Genomic DNA, 17,767 nt, shown 5'->3' on the forward strand with positions numbered 1-17,767 from the left:
CTGAGCACGCCCCCTGGACGGCCGGGTCTAACGGATCGGCCGGTGGACGTTCTCGTTCCGGCTCGGTCCCGGTGTCGCGTCCGCGATCCAGGGGCCCTCGCCCGACGGGTCGACGATGCCCTGCTCCAGCCACTCGTACGTGCCGGACAGGACGCCCTTGACGACCTTGCGGTCGAGGTCGTCGGTGTTGGTCCACAGGCGGGTGAAGAGCTCCTCGATGCGGATCCTGGCCTGGCGGCAGAAGACGTCGGCCAGCTGGTAGGCCTCGCGGCCGTGGTCGCCCTGGCTGCGCAGGAGCTCCGCCCGCACGCAGGACGCGCTCATGGCGAACAGTTCGGCGCCGATGTCGACGATCCGGCCGAGGAAGCCCTGCTTGGACTCCATACGGCCCTGCCAGCGGGACATGGCGTAGAAGGTGGAGCGGGCGAGCTTGCGGGCGGTGCGCTCGACGTAGCGCAGGTGGCCGGAGAGGTCCACGTCGCGTTTGAACTCGCCGTAGGAGGCCGGGAGCTGGCCCGGTCCGGCGACCAGTTTCGGCAGCCACTTGGCGTAGAAGACGCCCGCGTTCGCACCCGCCCTGGCCTTGTCGCCCAGGGACTTCTCGGGGTCGATGAGGTCGCCGGCGACCGAGAGGTGGGCGTCGACGGCCTCGCGCGCGATGAGCAGGTGCATGATCTCGGTGGAGCCCTCGAAGATGCGGTTGATGCGCAGGTCGCGCAGCAACTGCTCGGCCGGGACGCCGCGCTCGCCGCGGGCCCGCAGGGAGTCGGCCGTCTCGAAGCCGCGTCCGCCGCGGATCTGAACCAGCTCGTCGGCCATCGTCCAGGCCATCTCGGAGGCGTACAGCTTGGCGAGGGCGCCTTCGATGCGGATGTCGTTGCGGTCCTCGTCGGCCATCTGTGAGGCCAGGTGGGTCACGGCCTCCAGGGCGAAGGTGGTGGCCGCGATGAAGGAGATCTTGGAGCCGACCGCCTCGTGGTGCGCGACGGGCTTGCCCCACTGCTCGCGGGCCGCCGACCACTCCCGGGCGATCTTCAGGCACCACTTGCCGGCCGCGACACAGGAGGCCGGCAGCGAGAGCCGCCCGGTGTTGAGGGTGGTCAGGGCGATCTTCAGGCCCTGGCCCTCCTCGCCGACGCGGTTGGCTGCGGGGACACGGACCTGGTGGAAGCGGGTGACGCCGTTCTCGATGCCGCGCAGGCCCATGAAGGCGTTGCGGTTCTCGACGGTGACACCAGGCGAGTTCGTCTCCACGACGAAGGCGGTGATGCCGCCGCGGTGGCCCTCGCTCTTCGGGACCCGGGCCATGACGACCAAGAGGTCGGCCACGACGCCGTTGGTGGTCCACAGCTTCACCCCGTCGAGGACGTAGTCGTCCCCGTCGGGCACGGCCGTGGTGGCCAGGCGGGCCGGGTCGGAGCCGACGTCGGGCTCGGTGAGCAGGAAGGCGCTGATGTCCGTGCGGGCGCAGCGCGGCAGGAAGCGCTCCCGCTGCTCCTGCGTGCCGAACAGCTTCAGGGGCTGCGGCACGCCGATCGACTGGTGCGCGGAGAGCAGTACGCCGATCGCGGGGCTCGCGGAGCCGGCCAGGGTGAGTGCCTTGTTGTAGTACACCTGTCCGAGACCCAGCCCGCCGTACTTGGTGTCGATCTTCATGCCGAAGGCGCCGAGCTCCTTCAGACCGTCGATCACCTCGTCGGGGATGCGGGCCTCGCGCTCGATGAGGGCCCCGTCGACCTTGGTCTCGACGAAGTCGCGGAGTTTGGCGAGGAACTCCTCGCCGCGCTGGGCCGCCTCGTCGGCAGGGAGGGGGTGGGGGTGGATGAGGTCGAGCCGGAAGCGGCCGAGGAACAGCTCCTTGGCGAAGCTGGGCTTGCGCCAGTGCTGTTCCCGGGCGGCCTCCGCCACCTCACGGGCCTCCCGCTCGGTGACGGCGGGACGGGAAGAGGGGGTGGTGGAAGCGGACATGAGGGGCACCTCGCCGCAACTAGAAGATGGAGGACCGTTTCGTTACCGACCAGCGCTACTGGATCGTTGGTACCCGAATCCGGACGCTCCCACCAGTCCTCGCGCGTCCGTTCAGCCGAAGGGGGTGGAGCGCGCCCGGCACTTGTCGCGCGCCTGACGACGGTGTTGCATCGAAGTGGCGTCCCCCTGGCCGGTTCCCGCTTCGAGAGCGCTCCCGGAAATCCGTATCGAAGCGCTTCGACAAGCTATGGACACCCACTCCTGCTGGGGCTACTGTCGAACCACCCTCACGCACCTTTGTCAGCTACGCGCACTGTCGAAGCGCTTCACAAGAGCTTGGAGAGCTGGATGGTCACCCTCGCCGAGGTCGCCCAGCACGCCGGAGTCTCGGCGAGCACGGTGAGCTATGTCCTCAGCGGCAAGCGGTCCATCTCCGCGAACACCCGGCAGCGGGTCGAGCGGAGCATCCGCGAGCTCGGGTACCACCCGAACGCCGGGGCCCGCGCCCTGGCCAGCAGCAAGTCGAACATCATCGCGCTCATGGTCCCGCTGCGCACGGACATGTACGTGCCCGTGATGATGGAGATCGCCATCGCCGTGGCCACCTCCGCCCGCGCCCACGGGTACGACGTGCTGCTGCTCACCGGTGAGGAGGGCCCGGACGCGGTGCGCCGTGTGGCGGGCAGCGGGCTCGCCGACGGGATGATCCTCATGGACGTCGAACTCGACGACGAGCGGCTGCCACTGCTGCGCGCGACGGACCAGCCGTCCGTGCTCATCGGGCTGCCCGCCGAGACCTCGGGCCTGACCTGTGTCGATCTGGACTTCCGGGCGACGGGCGCGCTGTGCGTGGAGCACCTGGCCAAGCAGGGACACCAGGACATCGCCGTCATCGGGGAGGCCCCGGCCGTCTACGAGCGGCACACGGGCTTCGCCGAGCGCACCCTCGACGGGCTCAGGTCCCGTTCCCGCGAGCTGGGCGTCAGGCTGCTGCACCGGCCGTGCGAGGGCGGGTACGACGCGATGGCGGTCACCCTCGCCCGGATCCTCGACGAACGCCCCGGCACCTCGGGACTGATCGTGCAGAACGAGTCGGCGGTCGAACCGCTGCTCGCGCTGTTGCGGCAGCAGGGCCGGGCCGTTCCGGAGGACGTGTCGGTGGTCGCGATCTGCCCCGACCAGGTCGCGATGCAGGCCTCGGTGCGGCTCACGTCGGTGGCCATCCCCGCGCAGGAGATGGGCCGGCACGCCGTGGACCACCTGGTCGCCAAGCTGGAGGGGCGTGGCAGCGACGAGGTCGTGCTGATCGCGCCCGAGCTGACGGTCCGCGGGAGCACGGGTCCGGCGCCGAGCCGGTCGTAGGCGCTCCCAGCCATTGAACAGCGCCCCTTCCGGGGCACCCCCATGTCTGCTTCCGCACAGGAGCCCGCCACGTGAATCAGCCTGCTGAAACCCAGCCCCAGGTGAGTCTGGCGCAGTCCTCCCCCACCGTCGGCACGTTCCGCGAGCGGGGCGGTGCGCTGGAGTGGAGCGGCCGCCAGGAGACCCTCCGGATCGAGCCGTGGGGTCCGGACGCGGTCCGGGTACGTGCCCGGCTCGGCGGCCCGATCCTGGAAGGACTCCCGGGCGCCCTGCTCGACGAGGCTCCCGCGACGCCCGCCACGGTGAAGATCGAGGACGGGACCGGGCTGCTGACCGTCGGCGCGCTCACCGTCGAGGTGAACGCCGAGGGCCTGATCCGCTTCCTGCGCACGGAGGACTCCGCCGAGATCCTCGCCGAGGACCGCGCCCACTTCTGGTGGCCCGGCTCCCGGCTCTACACGGCCGTCGGCAACGGCCACCACCGCCTGGAGCAGCGCTTCGCCGCCTACGACGACGAGAAGCTGTACGGCCTCGGCCAGCACCAGCACGGGCGTCTGGACCAGAAGGGCCTGGTGCTGGACCTGGTCCAGCGCAACGCCGAGGTCGGCATCCCGGTGCTGACCTCCAGCCGCGGCTACACCCTGCTGTGGAACAACCCGGCGATCGGCCGGGTGGAGCTGGCGCACAACGGCACCCGGTGGGTCGCCGACTCGGCCCGGCAGATCGACTACTGGATCACGGCGGGTGATCCGGCCGGCGGCCAGCGCCGCTACAGCGCGGTGACCGGCCGCAGCCCGATGCTGCCTCAGTGGGCGGCGGGCTTCTGGCAGTGCAAGCTGCGCTACCGCACGCAGGACGAACTCATGGCGGTGGCCCGGGAGTACAAGCGGCGCGGCCTGCCCGTCTCGGCGATCGTCTGCGACTTCTTCCACTGGACGCACCTGGGCGACTGGAAGTTCGACCCGAAGGAGTGGCCGGACCCGGCGGCGATGGTGCGCGAGCTGGAGGAGCTCGGCATCAAGCTGGTGGTGAGCGTGTGGCCGTCGGTGTCGCCGCTGAGCGAGAACCACCCGGTCCTGGAGCAGCGCGGCTGGTTCATCGGCACCCAGTACGGGCCGATGGCGCACGCCGACTGGCCCGACAAGGAGGTCGCCTCCACGGTCCAGGTGGCCTTCTACGACGCCACCAACCCCGACGCCCGGGAGTTCGTGTGGTCGAAGGTGAAGGAGAACTACCTCGACCCGTACGGCATCACGGCGTTCTGGCTGGACGCCTGCGAGCCGGAGCTGAAGCCCGGATTCCAGGAGAACCTGCGCTACTGGGCGGGACCGGGCCTGGAGGTCGGCAACGCCTACCCGGCGGAGAACGCCCGCACGTTCTACGAGGGCCTGCTCGCCACCGGTGAGGAGGAGATCGTCACCCTCAACCGCTCGGCCTGGGCGGGCAGTCAGCGCTACGGCGCCGCCCTGTGGTCCGGTGACATCGGCACCGACTTCCCCACCCTGCGCCGGCAGATCGCGGCCGGACTCAACACGGCCCTGTCGGGCATCCCGTGGTGGAACACCGACATCGGCGGCTTCCACGGCGGCGCCCCGGACGACCCGGCGTACCGGGAGGTGATGGTCCGTTGGTTCCAGTTCGGCGCGCTGTCCCCCCTGATGCGGCTGCACGGCTTCCGCGACCCGGGCATGCCGCTGGGCCCGGAGAATGACCGGCGGCCCGAACGAGGTGTGGTCGTACGGCGAGGAGGCCGGAGCGATCCTGGAGCGGTACCTGCGGCTGCGCGAGCGGCTGAAGCCGTATGTGCTGGACGTCATGCGCGCCGCCCACGAGGAGGGGCTGCCGGTGATGCGGCCGCTGTTCCTGGAATTCCCGGACGACCGGTTGACCTGGTCGGTCGACGACTCCTACCTGTTCGGACCCGACCTGCTGGTCGCGCCGGTGCTGACGGCCGGCGCCACCTCCCGTACGGCTTACCTGCCGGCGGGGGCGTCGTGGACGGACGCGTGGACGGGTGAGACGTACGGGGGCGGGCAGGCCGTGACGGTCGACGCCCCGCTGGACCGGATCCCGCTGTTCCTGCGGGACGGGGCACGGCTGCCTGTAGCGGAGTAGCCGTGTCGCGAGGGGTGGCCGGATCGATCGGGGTCTTCCGGCCACCCCTTCGTGGCGGTCGGCCAACTTCCGTCCTGTGAAACGCAGTCGAAAGGCATAGGTTCACTGCGTGTCCTCGTCTCCGCTCGCCCTCACCCTCGCCGACCTGGCGCTGCGGCCCGCGTTCGGCTCCCGCCGGAACCCCGGCCGGATCTTCGACCGGATCGTGGTGGAGGCCGGGGAGGCGCCGGGAGACCGGGAGTTCGTCGACGGCTTCCGGGCGTTGCTCGGCTGGTGGGCGCAGGCCGAGCACCTCACTCCGGTCGGCTGGCAGGCCGCGCAGGCGCACGTCCGGCGGCACCTCGCCAACCGGGCGCGGGTGCGGCGGCTGATCGCCGAACACCCGGAGATCGAGAAGGAGCCCATCGAGCGGCCGGTGTTCGTCGTGGGGCTCCCCCGTACCGCGACCACCGTCACGCACTCCGTGCTGTCGCTCTCGGACGGTCACCGGTGCCCCCTGCTGTGGGAACTGCTCGCGCCGGACCTGGAGTTGCCGCCCCGGCAGCGGCGCCGGGCGATCGCGGCCGGGCGCCGGATGGTGCGGGGCACGGACCTGTTCGCGCCGCGCTTCCGTGACATCCACGCGATGGCCGCCGAGGGCCCCGAGGAGTGCACGTTCGCGCTGCCGCACGCCCTGATGCCGTTCTCCCAGGCCCGTATCCCGGCGTATCTGGCGTGGCACTGCGCGCGGGACTTCACCGCCGACTACCGGTACCTCAAGCAGGTCTACCAGGTGCTCCAGTACGGCCGTCCGCGGCGGCGCTGGATGCTGAAGTCCCCCATGCACCTGGAGAACCTGGACGCGCTGCGCACGGTCTTCCCGGACGCCACGATCGTGTGGTGCCACCGCGACCCGGTCACCGTCGTGGCGTCCTTCTGCTCCCTGATCGAGCACGGCATGGCCGTCAGCACCCGGCCCGTGGACCTGGCCGGCATCGGCGCCACCTGGCTGGGCCTGCTGAGCCGGGCCATGACGCGCGGTCTCGCGGCCCGGGCCGCCGTCCCCGCACAGCAACTGGTGGACGCCCCGTACTCATGGCTCGGCTCCGACCCCGCGAGCGGCGCCCCGAAGCTCTACGCCGCCGTCGGCGCCCCCTGGACCGAGGCCGACGCGGCCCGGCTCCCCGCGGCCGTCGCCCGCCCCAAGGGCACCCGCAAGCACACCTACGAGCTGTCCCGCTACGGCCTCACCCGCGACGAGGTCGATTCCGCCTTCGCCGGGTACGACGCGCTGCGGGCCGAGGTCGACCGCGCCTGACGGCACGGCCGGCCCCGGCCCCCGCGACGGATCAGCTGCTGCTGACCGTCAGGTTGTTGGTGGTGAAGTTCAGCCCGCCGGACGACGAGGTGACCTCGTAGCCGAACTGCACGTCACCGATCGTCTCGTTGCCCATCCACTTCTTGGTGTCCTTGATCCACTTCAGGATCGGCAGGATGTTCACGGTGCCGGAGCTGGAGTTGGAGGTGCGGATGAACGAGAACACCTCGTTGGCGCCGTTGGTGCCCTTGAAGACGTTCCAGGAGTGGCCGCCGAGGCTGACGGTGCCCTGCGAGGTGCCGAGCGGGCCGACGGGTCCGGTCCTGTTGACCCAGAGCATGATCTCGTAGTCGTGGTCGGTGTCCCAGATGTCGTACGAGGTGTTGTACGCGCCGGACGACGGGACGCTGACGTTGTAGCTGCTGGTCAGCGAGGTCAGCGAGGTGATCGACTTGTTGATCGCCTTCGTCTGGTTCGGGTAGGACTTGATGCCGCCGGTGTTGGGGTGGTTGGCCCAGATTCCCCAGTTGGTGCCGGAGTTGGCCCAGATGCACTGGCTGCCGGCGCCGCCGCCCCAGATGTTGTTGTAGAGCGTGTAGCCGTTCAGGTTGGTCTGTCCCCACTGGTCGCAGGTGTTCCAGACGGCGGCGGAGGCGGGGGCGGAGGCGAGACCGATCGTGGCGCCGAGCGCCAGTGCGGGAGCCAGCAGGGCCTTGGTGACCCTGCCCATCGTGCGTGATGCCATGGTGTCCCTTCCATGGGTGGGGGGAACTACCACGTCCTCAGGGTGATGACGTGGTCTTCTCCGGCGATCAGGTGGAGGGATTCTGCGCCGGAGGAAGTCCGCAGTTCGACGCGGTGGGTGCGGCCGGGCCGGATGACGGCGGTGGCGCCGTCCCGTGTCCAGGTGAGGTCGAGTTCGGCCCCGAACCGGGTGCGCACCCCGCGCAGGGCGCCCTCGGGGTACGCCGTCGGCAGTGCGGGCAGCAGGACCAGACGGTCGGGGGTCGACTGGACGAGCATCTCGATCAGCACGGCGGGCAGGGTGTGCGCGGCGTCGGCGTTGTAGACGTCGCGGTCCGGGTAGTGCGCGCTCATCAGGGAGTCGTGGAAGAAGTCGCCCTCCAGGACCTGGCCGAGTGCGTGGGCGACACGGCCCGCGTCCCGGAGCCGGGCCGCGATCAGGGCGTGGTGCAGATGGCCGTGCGCGGAGTCGTTCTCGGCGCCGCGCAGTTCGAGGGCGCGGTGGGCGGCGGCGGCGAGTTCCGGGGTGTCGTAGGGGGTGATCTCGCCGAGCGGCCAGACGCCGTAGAGGTGGCTGAGGTGGCGGTGGTCGTAGGAGTCCAGGAGGCCGGGCCACGCCCATTCGGCCAGGGCTCCGTCCTCGTTGATCCGGTGCGGCGGGAGCCGGTCGGCCAGGGCGTTCCAGCGGTCGGCGTCGGGGCCCGGGTGGTAGGCGGCGGCCGTGCGCAGGGCGTGGCGGGCCGCGGAGAGGTCCATGGCGGCGTTGAGGGTGCCCCAGCTCGCGTTGGCCGGCCGGTTCTCGGGTGAGTAGGAGGGGACGACGACGAGGTGGCCGTTCTCGTCCGTCCTGGTGAGGAAGTCCTCGTAGAAGAGGGCGACCTCGGCGAGCGCCGCGGCGGTGCGCGGGTCGCGGGTGCCGTGGGTCTCGTCGTGGTCGACGAGCGGCTTGAGCAGCCAGTCGGCACCGGCGGTCCACAGGTGCAGCGGGTACTCGCGGTTGTAGTGGTAGGAGTGTCCGGACTCGCCGTCGGTGTGCGCGGGGGCGACGGCCCCCCGGGTGCCGAAGACCGCGCGGGCGTTGTCGCGCCAGTCGGGAAGCTGCCGGTGGACCAGCTGCGCGTGGGCCTCGGTGACCTCGGGGAGGGCGCCGGCGGCCGCGGAGGCGGTCTGGAGGTTGAGGTTGGCGTCGTTGGTGAACGCACCCGACCAGGCGGTGTTCCAGTCGCCGGTCCACAGTCCGGTCAGGCGGGGCGGGAAGAGGCCGCTCGCCGAGAGCAGGTGGTAGCGCCCGGCGGCGAAGAGGCGTTCCGGCAGGGCCGCGCTGCGGGGTCGCTTCAGCAGCTCCGAGCCCGGCAGGGCCCGTTCCGCGGGGTCGGCGGCGAGGTCGAGGGTGACGCGCTCGTAGGCGGTGCGGTGCAGGGCGGCGTGGCGGTCGAGGAGCTCGTCGTGGTCGGCGGGCAGGTCGCGCAGGGCACGGCCTTCGGCGATCACGTCGAGTTCGCCGGTGTGCCGGTGCACCCGGGTGAGGAGCAGCACGGACCGGGCGCCCTCGATGTGCACGCCCGGGGGCACCAGGGTGGTCGTGCCGCCGGTGACGGTGATCCGGGTGACGCCGGTGCAGACCGTGTCGCTGTCCGGGTAGCGGGCGCGCAGGCTGAGCAGGGCGCCCTCGGGGGTGAGGACGGCTCCGTGGCCGATGCCCAGTCCGGTGGGGGCACCGGGCAGCCGGGGGTCGAGGTCGATGTCGAGGGTGAGGCCGGGTCCGGCGACGTGCTGGACGATGACGTCGTCGGCGCGGGAGACGAAGACGCGGCCGGCCCGGCCGGCGCAGGTCGTGCTCACCACTCCGGTGGTGAAGTCGACGTCCCGGCGGTAGTCGTGGTCACCGTCCCGGGGCCGGGCCAGCCGGATCTGGAAGGCGGGGTGAAAGGGCTGCACCCACTGGAGCGGACGGCCGTCCGTGAAGTCCTCGGCGGCGGTCGTGTCGCCCGCCAGGAGGCGGTCCTGGAGCCCGGGCAGGTCGTCGGCGAGCTGCGGGGGGCGTGGGTCTCTGCCGTTGGGCCGCACCAGGGTGTGGTGCGTGACGACGACCCGCTCGGCGTGCGGAGCGCCGAACACCAGGGCGCCGTGCCGGCCGTTGCCGCTGAGGAAGCCGTCCTCCCAGCGGTCGGCCGGCCGCGGTTCCCAGGTGCCGTGGACGGGGGCGGAGGCGGTCATGGCCGGAGCACCGCCACCTCGTAGCGGCCGAGGGTGACCCGGTCGGTGACGTCCGTTCCGGTCAGCAGGTCGTGGTGGCTGCCGGGCACCTCGACGGTCACCGGCTCGCGGCCGTGGTTGAGCACGAACAGCAGCTCCCCCCGGCGTACCGCCTCCACCTGGTCCGGGAGGCCGTCGAGCACCGGCCGGACGCCCGCGCCGGCGGCGACCGACGCCAGCAGGTCGCGCAGCGCCCCGGGCTCCGGGAGCGTGGAGACGTACCAGGCGCGGTCCTTGCGCAGCACCGCGGGCATGCCGTCCAGTTCGCCGCCCTTGTAGCTGGTCGTGTGGTCGGGGTCGGCGGGCTCGATCTCCTCGGACCACAGGGTGCCGTCGAAGCCCTCGCACGCGACGGTCTCCCCCGCGTCCAGCGGCCACCACTCGTGCAGCGTGCGGATGCCGAACAGCGCGCGCAGCCGGGCGTCCATACCGCCGGGTCGGACCCGGTCGTCCTCGTCCGCGACACCGGTCAGGAAGCCGCAGACGACGGTGCCGCCGCCGCGGGCGTACGTCAGGAGGTTGTCGACGGCCGCGTCGGTCAGCGCGTACAGCTGGGGCACGACGACCATCGCGTACGGCGTCAGGTCGTGCTCGGGGTGGGCGAAGTCCGTGGTGAGGTGCGCCTGCCACAGCGCCCGGTGCCAGGCGCGCAGGACCTCCGGGTACTCCACCCGGCTGGACAGGCGGCCGTCGTGGGCACCGGCCCACCAGGAGTGCCAGTCGTGCAGGACGGCGACGCTCGCGGTGAGGCGCCGGCCGGTCACCTCGGGGGCGATCCGTTCCAGGTCGGCGCCGAGCCGCTTGATCTCCTGGTACGTGCGGCCCTCTTCCCCGGCGTGGCTGACCATGCCGGAGTGGAACTTCTCCGCGCCCTGGCGGGACTGCCGCCACTGGAAGTAGCAGACGGCGTCGGCGCCCCGGGCCACGGCCTGGAGGGACCACAGCCGGTTGAGGCCGCGGGGCTTGGGGTGGTTCACACCCCGCCAGTTGACCGGCCCGGCCGCCTGTTCCATCAGCATCCAGGGCCCGCGCGCCTGGGAGCGGGTCATGTCCTGGACGAGGGCCCCGTGCTGTGCGCCGAGCGGATCACGCGGGTCGGGGTAGAGGTCGACGGAGACGACGTCCTCCTCCCCGGCCCAGCGCCAGGCGTCCTGCCCGAACCACAGCGGCATGAAGTTGCTGGTGACCGGCGTGTGCGGGGTGTGCCGCCGGACGATGTCCCGCTCGGCGGTGTAACACTCCAGGAGCATGTCGGAGGTGAAGCGGCGGAAGTCCAGCACTTGGCCGGGGTTGCGCAGGTAGTGGGGCAGGCGGGGCGGCAGGATGCCGTCCCAGGTGTCGTAGCCCTGGCTCCAGAAGGCCGTGCCCCAGGCCTCGTTGAGGGCGTCGAGCGTGCGGTACTTCTCGCGCAGCCACCGCCGGAAGGCCGCTGCCGCCTGATCGCCGTAGTCGTAGGTGCAGTACTCGTTGTTGATGTGCCACATCGTCAGGGCCGGGTGGCCGCCGTAGCGGGCGGCCAGGTCCTCCGTGATGGCGGCGGCGTAGCGCCGGTAGGTGGCGCTGGAGTGCGAGAAGTGCTGCCGGCCGCCCCACCACTCGGTGCGGCCGTCCTCGGTGACGGGCAGGGTGTCGGGGTGCAGCCGGCCCATCCAGGGCGGCGGCGAGGAGGTCGGGGTGGCGAGGACGACTCCGATGCCGCCTGCGTGCATCAGGTCCATCAGCGTGTCCAGCCGGCCGAATTCCCGCGCCCCGGGTTCCGGTTCCAGCATCGACCAGGAGAAGACGCCGAGGGTGACCGAGTTGACGCCGGCGGCCTTCATCAGCCGGACGTCCTCGTGCCAGGTCTCCTCGGGCCACTGCTCGGGGTTGTAGTCGCCGCCGAAGAGGAGCCGGCCCCGGGTGGCGTCGCTCAGGCCGGGGCGGGTTCCCCCGGGCATCAGACGGGCTCCCCGTACTGCACGCCGCGCCCGTTGGTGGCGATGTAGACGCGGCCGTACACGCGCGGGTCACCGGTGACGGCGGCGCCGATCCAGCCCCACTGGTGACGGTCGTCGTTGATCCGAATCCAGGTCTTGGCCTCGTCGTCGGAGCGGTACACGGCGGTGATGGTACGCGTGGAGCCGACCATGTAGAGCGCCGGGTAGGAGGATCCCTCGGCGGCCTTGCCGAATCCCAGGGTGTACGAGGCCCGGCAACCGGCGACCTCGGCGAAGGTCGCTCCTCCGTCGGTCGAGCGGTACAGCCCGTTCCCCTTCAGGCTGAGCCACAGGTCGCCGGAGCGGCCGGGCGCCGCCACCAGCTGGAACTCGGTGTCGCCCGAGCTCAGGCCGGTGGCCCGCGCGGTGAAGGTCCGGCCGCTGTCGGTGCTGGCGTGCAGTGTGCCGGTCGTGGTGTCGAAGGCGTAGAAGCGGGCCGGGTCGACGGGGTCCGCGACGGGCACGGCGCCCTTCGGGAAGGAGCCGACCTCGGACCAGGTGACGCCGTTGTCCGTCGAGCGGTAGCCCGGGTTGGCCGTGCCGAAGGACCACAGCAGCACACTGCCGTCGGCGTTGGTGGCGATCGGCCCCGGCGCGGCCCTGGCCACGTCCGGCTGGGCCTCGAAGGGGGCCCAGGTCCTGCCGCCGTCGTTCGAGAAGGCGCCGTTGCCGTGGTCGCCCCAGCCGGCCCGGACCACGTACGACGGCTTGGCCGCGGCCAGCGACAGGCCCGTCGCCGTGCCGAACACGGGGTTCGACGCCATGCCGCGCGAGGGCGATGCCGTGAGCCGCTCGTGGTACATCACACCGATGTCCCCAGACCCGCTGAGGAGGTGCGCCTGCCCGGTCGGGGGCGAGATCAGCTGGCGTACGGACGCCTCCTCCACGCCGCGGATCTGCGGGGCCCAGCGCCTGAGGTCGCGGGTGCCGTAGAGGGTGGCACCGGTGCCGAAGACGACGTGGCGGGAGTCGAACGGGTCGAGGCCGACGGCCTGGATCCACCAGCCGAACTTGGGGGCGTCGCCGCCCCACTTGAGGTACGGCGTCTCGGAGACGTCGAGGACGGCCTTGTCCTTCAGGGACGTCCAGGTGCGGCCGCCGTCGGTGGAGCGGAAGACGGTGTCGATGTCGGCCCAGCGGTTGTTCGTCGAGACGACGAGCGTGCCGGGCCGGCGGGCGTCGACGGCGACACCGCCGTAACCGAAGGAGTCGGCGGAGCCGTCGGCCGTCGTGCCGCCCGGCTCGACCGGCGTGACCTCGGTCCACTTCCCGGTCGTCGTCCGCAGCTTGTGCACGCTGCCGTCGGACTGGCCGTTGGGGCCGGGGGCGTTGGCGTAGGTCACGTACAGCTCACGGGTGTGCCGGTCGTACGCGGCCCGGACCGGGACCTTGGCGGCGGTGCCGGAAGGCTGCCCCGGGACGGCCTCCCAGGTCGTGCCGTCGGACGTGCGGTACAGGTTGGGCTGCCCGGCGGTGCCGTCGGAGTCGCCCCAGCCGGCGTAGACGCTGCGGCCCGCGGCGACCAGGAGCGTGACGCCCTGGCCGGTGGCGCTCGGCGTCGCCGGGAAACTCACGGCCTTCCAGGTGGCGCCCCGGTCGGTGGACTTGAGCAGCCCGTCGTGCCGGGTGCCGAGCCACAGCGTGTCGCTGTCCCGCGGGTCGACGAGCAGCCGCTCACCGCAGCCGCGGCCGTCCTCGTTGGCCCCGAGCTTCACGGTGAGATCGGTGCGCCGCCAGGTCGCGCCCCGGTCCTCCGACCGCAGCACGGCCCCGTTGCCGGCCCAGGACTGCGTGTACGTACCGAGGGAGAGGTACACGCGGTCGGGATGCGCCGGGTCGACGGCCATGGCCTCCACGCCGAGCAGGTTCCAGTCGTCCCAGCCGAGGTGGTCGGTGAGCGGAATCCACCGGTCGGACCGGTCGTCCCAGCGGTAGGCGCCGCCGATGTCGGTGCGGGCGTAGGCGAGGCCGCGGACACAGGGGTGGAAGAGGACGCCGGTGATGAATCCGGTGCCGCCCTGGACGACGTTGCGCCAGCGGTACCCGGCCGCCGCGGGGGCGGCGGCCCGCGCACTCCCGTGCCCCACCGGAACGGTGACGACTGCGGCGGCGGCAGCCGTCCCGGCCAGCACGGAACGTCTGCTGAGGTGAAACATGCGCATGACAGACCTCGGTTCCTGCGAAAGGGGAGAAGTGGATGCCCCTTCTTGGGGGCGCGGGGAACTGCGCGACAAGCCACAACGCGGCCGCGGACGACGAACAGCCCGATGGATCAGCCCTTGACCGCGCCGGTGAGCATGCCCTTCCTGAAGTGCCGCTGGACGAAGGGGGAAGCCACCGCGACGGGGATCAGCGCGAGGACCATGACGGCCATCTGCAGTCCCAGGGAGGAGAGCTGCCCGGTGCGGACCGCCTGCTGAAGCCCGGTCGGGGCCTCGGTGTTCTTCTGGACGAGCTGGATGAGGACGTTCTGCAGCGGCATCATCTGCTGGTCGGTGAGATAGATGGAGGCGTTGAACCAGGCACTCCAGTACCCGACCGCGTAGAACAGCGAGATCACGGCCAGCACCGCTCGGGACAGCGGCATGATGATGGTCAGCAGGATGCGCAGGTCACCGGCCCCGTCGATGCGGGCGGACTCGGTGAGTTCGGGTGAGATGCCCATGAAGAAGGCGCGCAGGACGAGGATGTTGAAGACGCTGACCGCGCTCGGCAGGACCAGCGACAGATAGGTGTCGGTGAGACCCAGCGACTGCACCAGAAGGTAGGTCGGGATGAGCCCGGCCCCGAAGAACATGGTGGCCATCATGGTCATCAGGAAGAACCGGTGGCCCAGACTGCCCGGCCGGGACAGCCCGTAGGCCGCGAGCACCGACACCGTCATCGAGAACAGGGTGCCGAAGAGCGTGACGCCGACCGAGACCATGATCGCCCGGCTGACCTGGCCGCCGCTGAGCAGCTCGGTGTAGTTGACGAACGTGATGCCCTGAGGGACCACGACGAGGCCGCCGACCCGGTCGATCACCGGCTTCGGGGAGAGGCTGGTGACGATGACGATCCACAGCGGACCGAGGACCCCCAGGCAGCACAGCACGAGGAAACCGGCCTTGGCGGTGAGTCCGGCCTTGCTCGGCGGCTCCTCCCACACAGGGCGGGAGGGGGCCTTGAGGCTGCGGACGAGCTGCGTGTTGAGGCTCACTTCTTGTACACCCCCTGCTCGCCGAGCAGGTGCGCGACCTTGTTCGCGCCCAGGACGAGACACACTCCGATGACTCCCTTGACGAGGCCGACCGCGGCCGCATAGCTGAAGTCGCCGTTCTGGATGCCCATGTTCCACACGTAGGTGTCCAGGACCTCGCTGGCCCCCGCACCGACCGCGTACCGCTGGAGCAGGAACTGCTCGAAGCCCACGCTCAGCGCGTCGCCCACCCGCAGGACGAGCAGCAGCGCGATCACGGGGCGCAGCGCGGGCAGCGTCACGTGCCACATGCGGCGCCAGCGCCCCGCGCCGTCCATGGCGGCGGCTTCGTACAGATCGGTGCTGACGGCGGCCAGCGCGGCGAGGAAGACGATGATCCCCCAGCCGGCGTCCTTCCACACCGCCTGCGCGGTGACCAGGTACTTGAAGAGGTTCGCGTTGGTCATCAGGTCGAAACCGCTCCACCCGTGCTTCTCCAGGGTCTGCGCGATGATGCCCGCGCCGCCGAGGACCTGCTGGAAGACGGTGACCACGAGGACCCATGAGAAGAAGTGCGGCAGATACATGATCGCCTGGGCCACGGCCCGCACCCGCGGCCGGATCACGCTGTTGATGACCAGCGCGAGGGCGATGGGGACCGGGAAGAACAGCACCAGTTGGAGCACGAACAGCACGACCGTGTTCTTTGCGGCGCTCCAGAACAGCGGGTCGTCGACCATCCGGGAGAACTGCTCCACCCCGACCCAGGGGCTGTGGAAGACCGCCGTGACCCCGTTGCTGGAGACGTACGGGTCGTAGTCCTGGAAGGCGACGACGTTGCCGAGCAGCGGGATGTAATTGAAGATCAGGAGCAGCAGGATGACGGGCAGGGTCATCAGGATGAGCGTGCGGTCGCGGCGCAGCCGGATCCGCCAGGGAATCTTGCCGGACCTGCTCGCCCTGCGCGGCAGCCGCTCCTTCGCCACGGCCGCGGCGACCGCGGCCGTCGGTTCCTCGACGGCCGCGGGGGGACGAGTCCCGTCGGGCCTGCTCCCGGCCGTGAGAGACATCAGTTGCCGCTGCCGTTCTTGTCGATGAGCTCCTGGTACCAGTCGCGCAGCTTCTCGCCGCCGGAGGACTTCCAGGTGGAGATGGCCTGCTGCACGTCGGACAGCTTCTTGTTGCCGCGGACGAAGTCGATCTCCAGCTGCTCGAACTGGCTGGAGAGGTTCGCGTAGCGGGACGGCTCCACGATGTTCATGCCGAACGTGGACGTCTTCTTCATGAAGGCGCCCATCCGCTGCTGCCACTCGACCTGCTTGCGGGCGACGTCCGGGAAGTCGGGGTGGGCGAAGTAGGCAGCGGGAGCGGCCAGCATCACCCAGGCGTTGAGCACCTCGGAGTTGCCCAGGTCGTTCTTGACCGGAACGCCGTCCTTGACCGTGTAGTGCGTGCCTTCGACGCCGTAGTCGACGAGCATCCGCTCCTTGGTGCCGTAGGGCGCGGCCGCGAAGTTGGCGGCGGCCAGCGCGTTCTCGACGGTCTCCTTCGAGGCGCCCTTGCGGATCAGCGACCATATGGTGGCGGGCTGGGACGCGTACAGCTGCGGGTCACCGCCGTCCGCACCGAAGATGTCCATGGCCGCGATCTTCAGGTCCGGGTTGGACTGGGCTTGTTCGGCGGCCTTCCCGTACCAGTCGGCGAGGTTGGTGCTCCAGACCAGGATCTGCCCGGCGGTGAAGCGCTGACCCGCGTCGCCCGAGCGCGCCTTGTCGTCGGGATGGACCACGCCCGCGGCGAACAGCTTGCGCACCCACTCCAGGGCCTCGAGGTACTCGGGCTGCTCGATGCGGTACGTCAGCTTGCCGTCGGACCCGATGTTCCAGCCGACCGTCCCGGAGCCGCGGACGCCGAAGATGTTCCACGCGGACCAGGTCATGTCACCGCAGGCCCAGACCTTGGCCTTTGAGCTGGTGGCCTCCTTGGCCCAGCTCATGAAGTCGTCGGGCGACTTCGGGACCGAGTAGCCCTTCTTGTCGAAGACGTCCTCGCGGTACAGGGGAGCGATCCAGTTCGCGGTGGCGCTCGGCATCGGAATCCCGCGCAGCGCACCGCCGAAGATGCCCATGCGCCAGGCGTCGGAGGGAATGGCGGCCAGGTTGGGGTACTTCTTGACCTTGTCGCCGGCCAGGTAGGGGCCCAGGTCCATGAACTTCGCGGTGACCGCGTTCGCGATCTTGCCGACCAGTTCCCAGCCCGGCACGACCACCATGTCGGGTATGGAGCTCGAGGCGAGGACGGCGCCGAGCTTCTCGCCGTAGGTGTTGCCGTCCTGGTTCTGCCAGGTGACCTTGGTGCCCGCCGCGGCGTCGAGCGCCTTGTAGTACGCGCACCCGGGCTTCGGCGGGGAGCCCCAGAACGGCGACATGATCTTGAAGGGAGCGCCGGTACCGAGCTTGTCCGGGACCGACGTGGCAAGCGCGGGGATGTCGACCTTGCCGGTGAAGCCGGCCGCCGAACCGTTCTTGGACGGAAGGTCCGGCTTGGCGACCGAGCTGGCGACGAACGCCGGGAGCAGCTTGGCCGCGTCCTTGCCGGCCGTCGTGCCCTCCTTCGACCCACCCTCCGACCCGCCGCAAGCGGCGAGCAGCGGCATTCCTCCCGCCACGGCCGCGGTGGCGACCGCCGTGGAGGCGAGGAAACTTCTCCGGCTCGGTCCGGAGGAGGCGGAGGCGGCGTTCGGCGTCATTGCGTCAACCCTTCATGGCGCACCAGGACACCCGGCGGAGAGCCGTCGGCTGCGGTGTCTCGAGTGGAACTGGCTGAGCGGAAGCGAGCCTTCGACCCATGTACCGGGCATTTCGCAGTCGA

The 17,767-nt window shown here is 70.9% G+C and carries 10 protein-coding genes and 1 pseudogene; 3 read left to right on the forward strand and 8 right to left on the reverse strand.

Annotated features, from left to right (window positions below; translation table 11 throughout):
* Positions 1-27 precede the first annotated feature (27 nt).
* Complete coding sequence (locus ACZ7EG_RS29010; protein WP_471085093.1) at positions 28-1,968, reverse strand: acyl-CoA dehydrogenase family protein; 1,941 nt, start codon at positions 1,966-1,968, stop codon at positions 28-30.
* Between the two features lie 348 nt (positions 1,969-2,316).
* Between ACZ7EG_RS29010 and ACZ7EG_RS29015 the strand changes: the two genes are divergently transcribed.
* The 3 genes and pseudogenes from ACZ7EG_RS29015 to ACZ7EG_RS29025 all read left to right on the forward strand — a co-directional run bounded on the left by ACZ7EG_RS29015 (position 2,317) and on the right by ACZ7EG_RS29025 (position 6,742).
* On the forward strand, positions 2,317-3,330 hold the full coding sequence (locus ACZ7EG_RS29015; RefSeq protein ID WP_471085096.1) for a LacI family DNA-binding transcriptional regulator: 1,014 nt from the start codon (positions 2,317-2,319) through the stop codon (positions 3,328-3,330).
* Positions 3,331-3,401: 71 nt separating this feature from the next.
* Positions 3,402-5,445: pseudogene (locus ACZ7EG_RS29020) on the forward strand (glycoside hydrolase family 31 protein).
* Between the two features lie 109 nt (positions 5,446-5,554).
* On the forward strand, positions 5,555-6,742 hold the full coding sequence (locus tag ACZ7EG_RS29025; RefSeq protein WP_471085099.1) for a sulfotransferase family protein: 1,188 nt from the start codon (positions 5,555-5,557) through the stop codon (positions 6,740-6,742).
* 31 nt (positions 6,743-6,773) lie between these two features.
* Here the strand turns inward: ACZ7EG_RS29025 and ACZ7EG_RS29030 are convergent, their stop codons facing one another.
* The 7 genes from ACZ7EG_RS29030 to ACZ7EG_RS29060 form a co-directional block, all read right to left on the reverse strand.
* On the reverse strand, positions 6,774-7,487 hold the full coding sequence (locus tag ACZ7EG_RS29030) for a glycoside hydrolase family 12 protein (protein WP_471085101.1): 714 nt from the start codon (positions 7,485-7,487) through the stop codon (positions 6,774-6,776).
* A gap of 26 nt (positions 7,488-7,513) precedes the next feature.
* Complete coding sequence (locus ACZ7EG_RS29035) at positions 7,514-9,703, reverse strand: glycosyl hydrolase family 95 catalytic domain-containing protein (RefSeq protein WP_471085103.1); 2,190 nt, start codon at positions 9,701-9,703, stop codon at positions 7,514-7,516.
* Positions 9,700-11,679: a beta-galactosidase gene (locus ACZ7EG_RS29040; protein ID WP_471085105.1), complete on the reverse strand. Its 1,980-nt coding sequence runs from the start codon at positions 11,677-11,679 to the stop codon at positions 9,700-9,702. The genes ACZ7EG_RS29035 and ACZ7EG_RS29040 overlap by 4 nt, the downstream gene beginning before the upstream one ends.
* Positions 11,679-13,880 carry a 1,4-beta-glucanase gene (locus tag ACZ7EG_RS29045; protein WP_471085108.1) on the reverse strand — a complete coding sequence of 734 codons (2,202 nt, stop codon included), beginning with the start codon at positions 13,878-13,880 and terminating at the stop codon, positions 11,679-11,681. The genes ACZ7EG_RS29040 and ACZ7EG_RS29045 overlap by 1 nt, the downstream gene beginning before the upstream one ends.
* Positions 13,881-13,990: 110 nt before the next feature.
* Entirely contained in the window at positions 13,991-14,917 is a 927-nt protein-coding gene (locus ACZ7EG_RS29050) for a carbohydrate ABC transporter permease (protein WP_471085111.1), read from the reverse strand.
* On the reverse strand, positions 14,914-15,966 hold the full coding sequence (locus tag ACZ7EG_RS29055; protein WP_471085114.1) for an ABC transporter permease: 1,053 nt from the start codon (positions 15,964-15,966) through the stop codon (positions 14,914-14,916). The genes ACZ7EG_RS29050 and ACZ7EG_RS29055 overlap by 4 nt, the downstream gene beginning before the upstream one ends.
* Complete coding sequence (locus ACZ7EG_RS29060) at positions 15,966-17,645, reverse strand: extracellular solute-binding protein (protein WP_471085117.1); 1,680 nt, start codon at positions 17,643-17,645, stop codon at positions 15,966-15,968. Before ACZ7EG_RS29060 ends, ACZ7EG_RS29055 begins: the two co-directional genes overlap by 1 nt.
* Between the last annotated feature and the right edge of the window lie 122 nt (positions 17,646-17,767).

It is taken from the genome of Streptomyces sp. NPDC037100, from assembly GCF_055606225.1.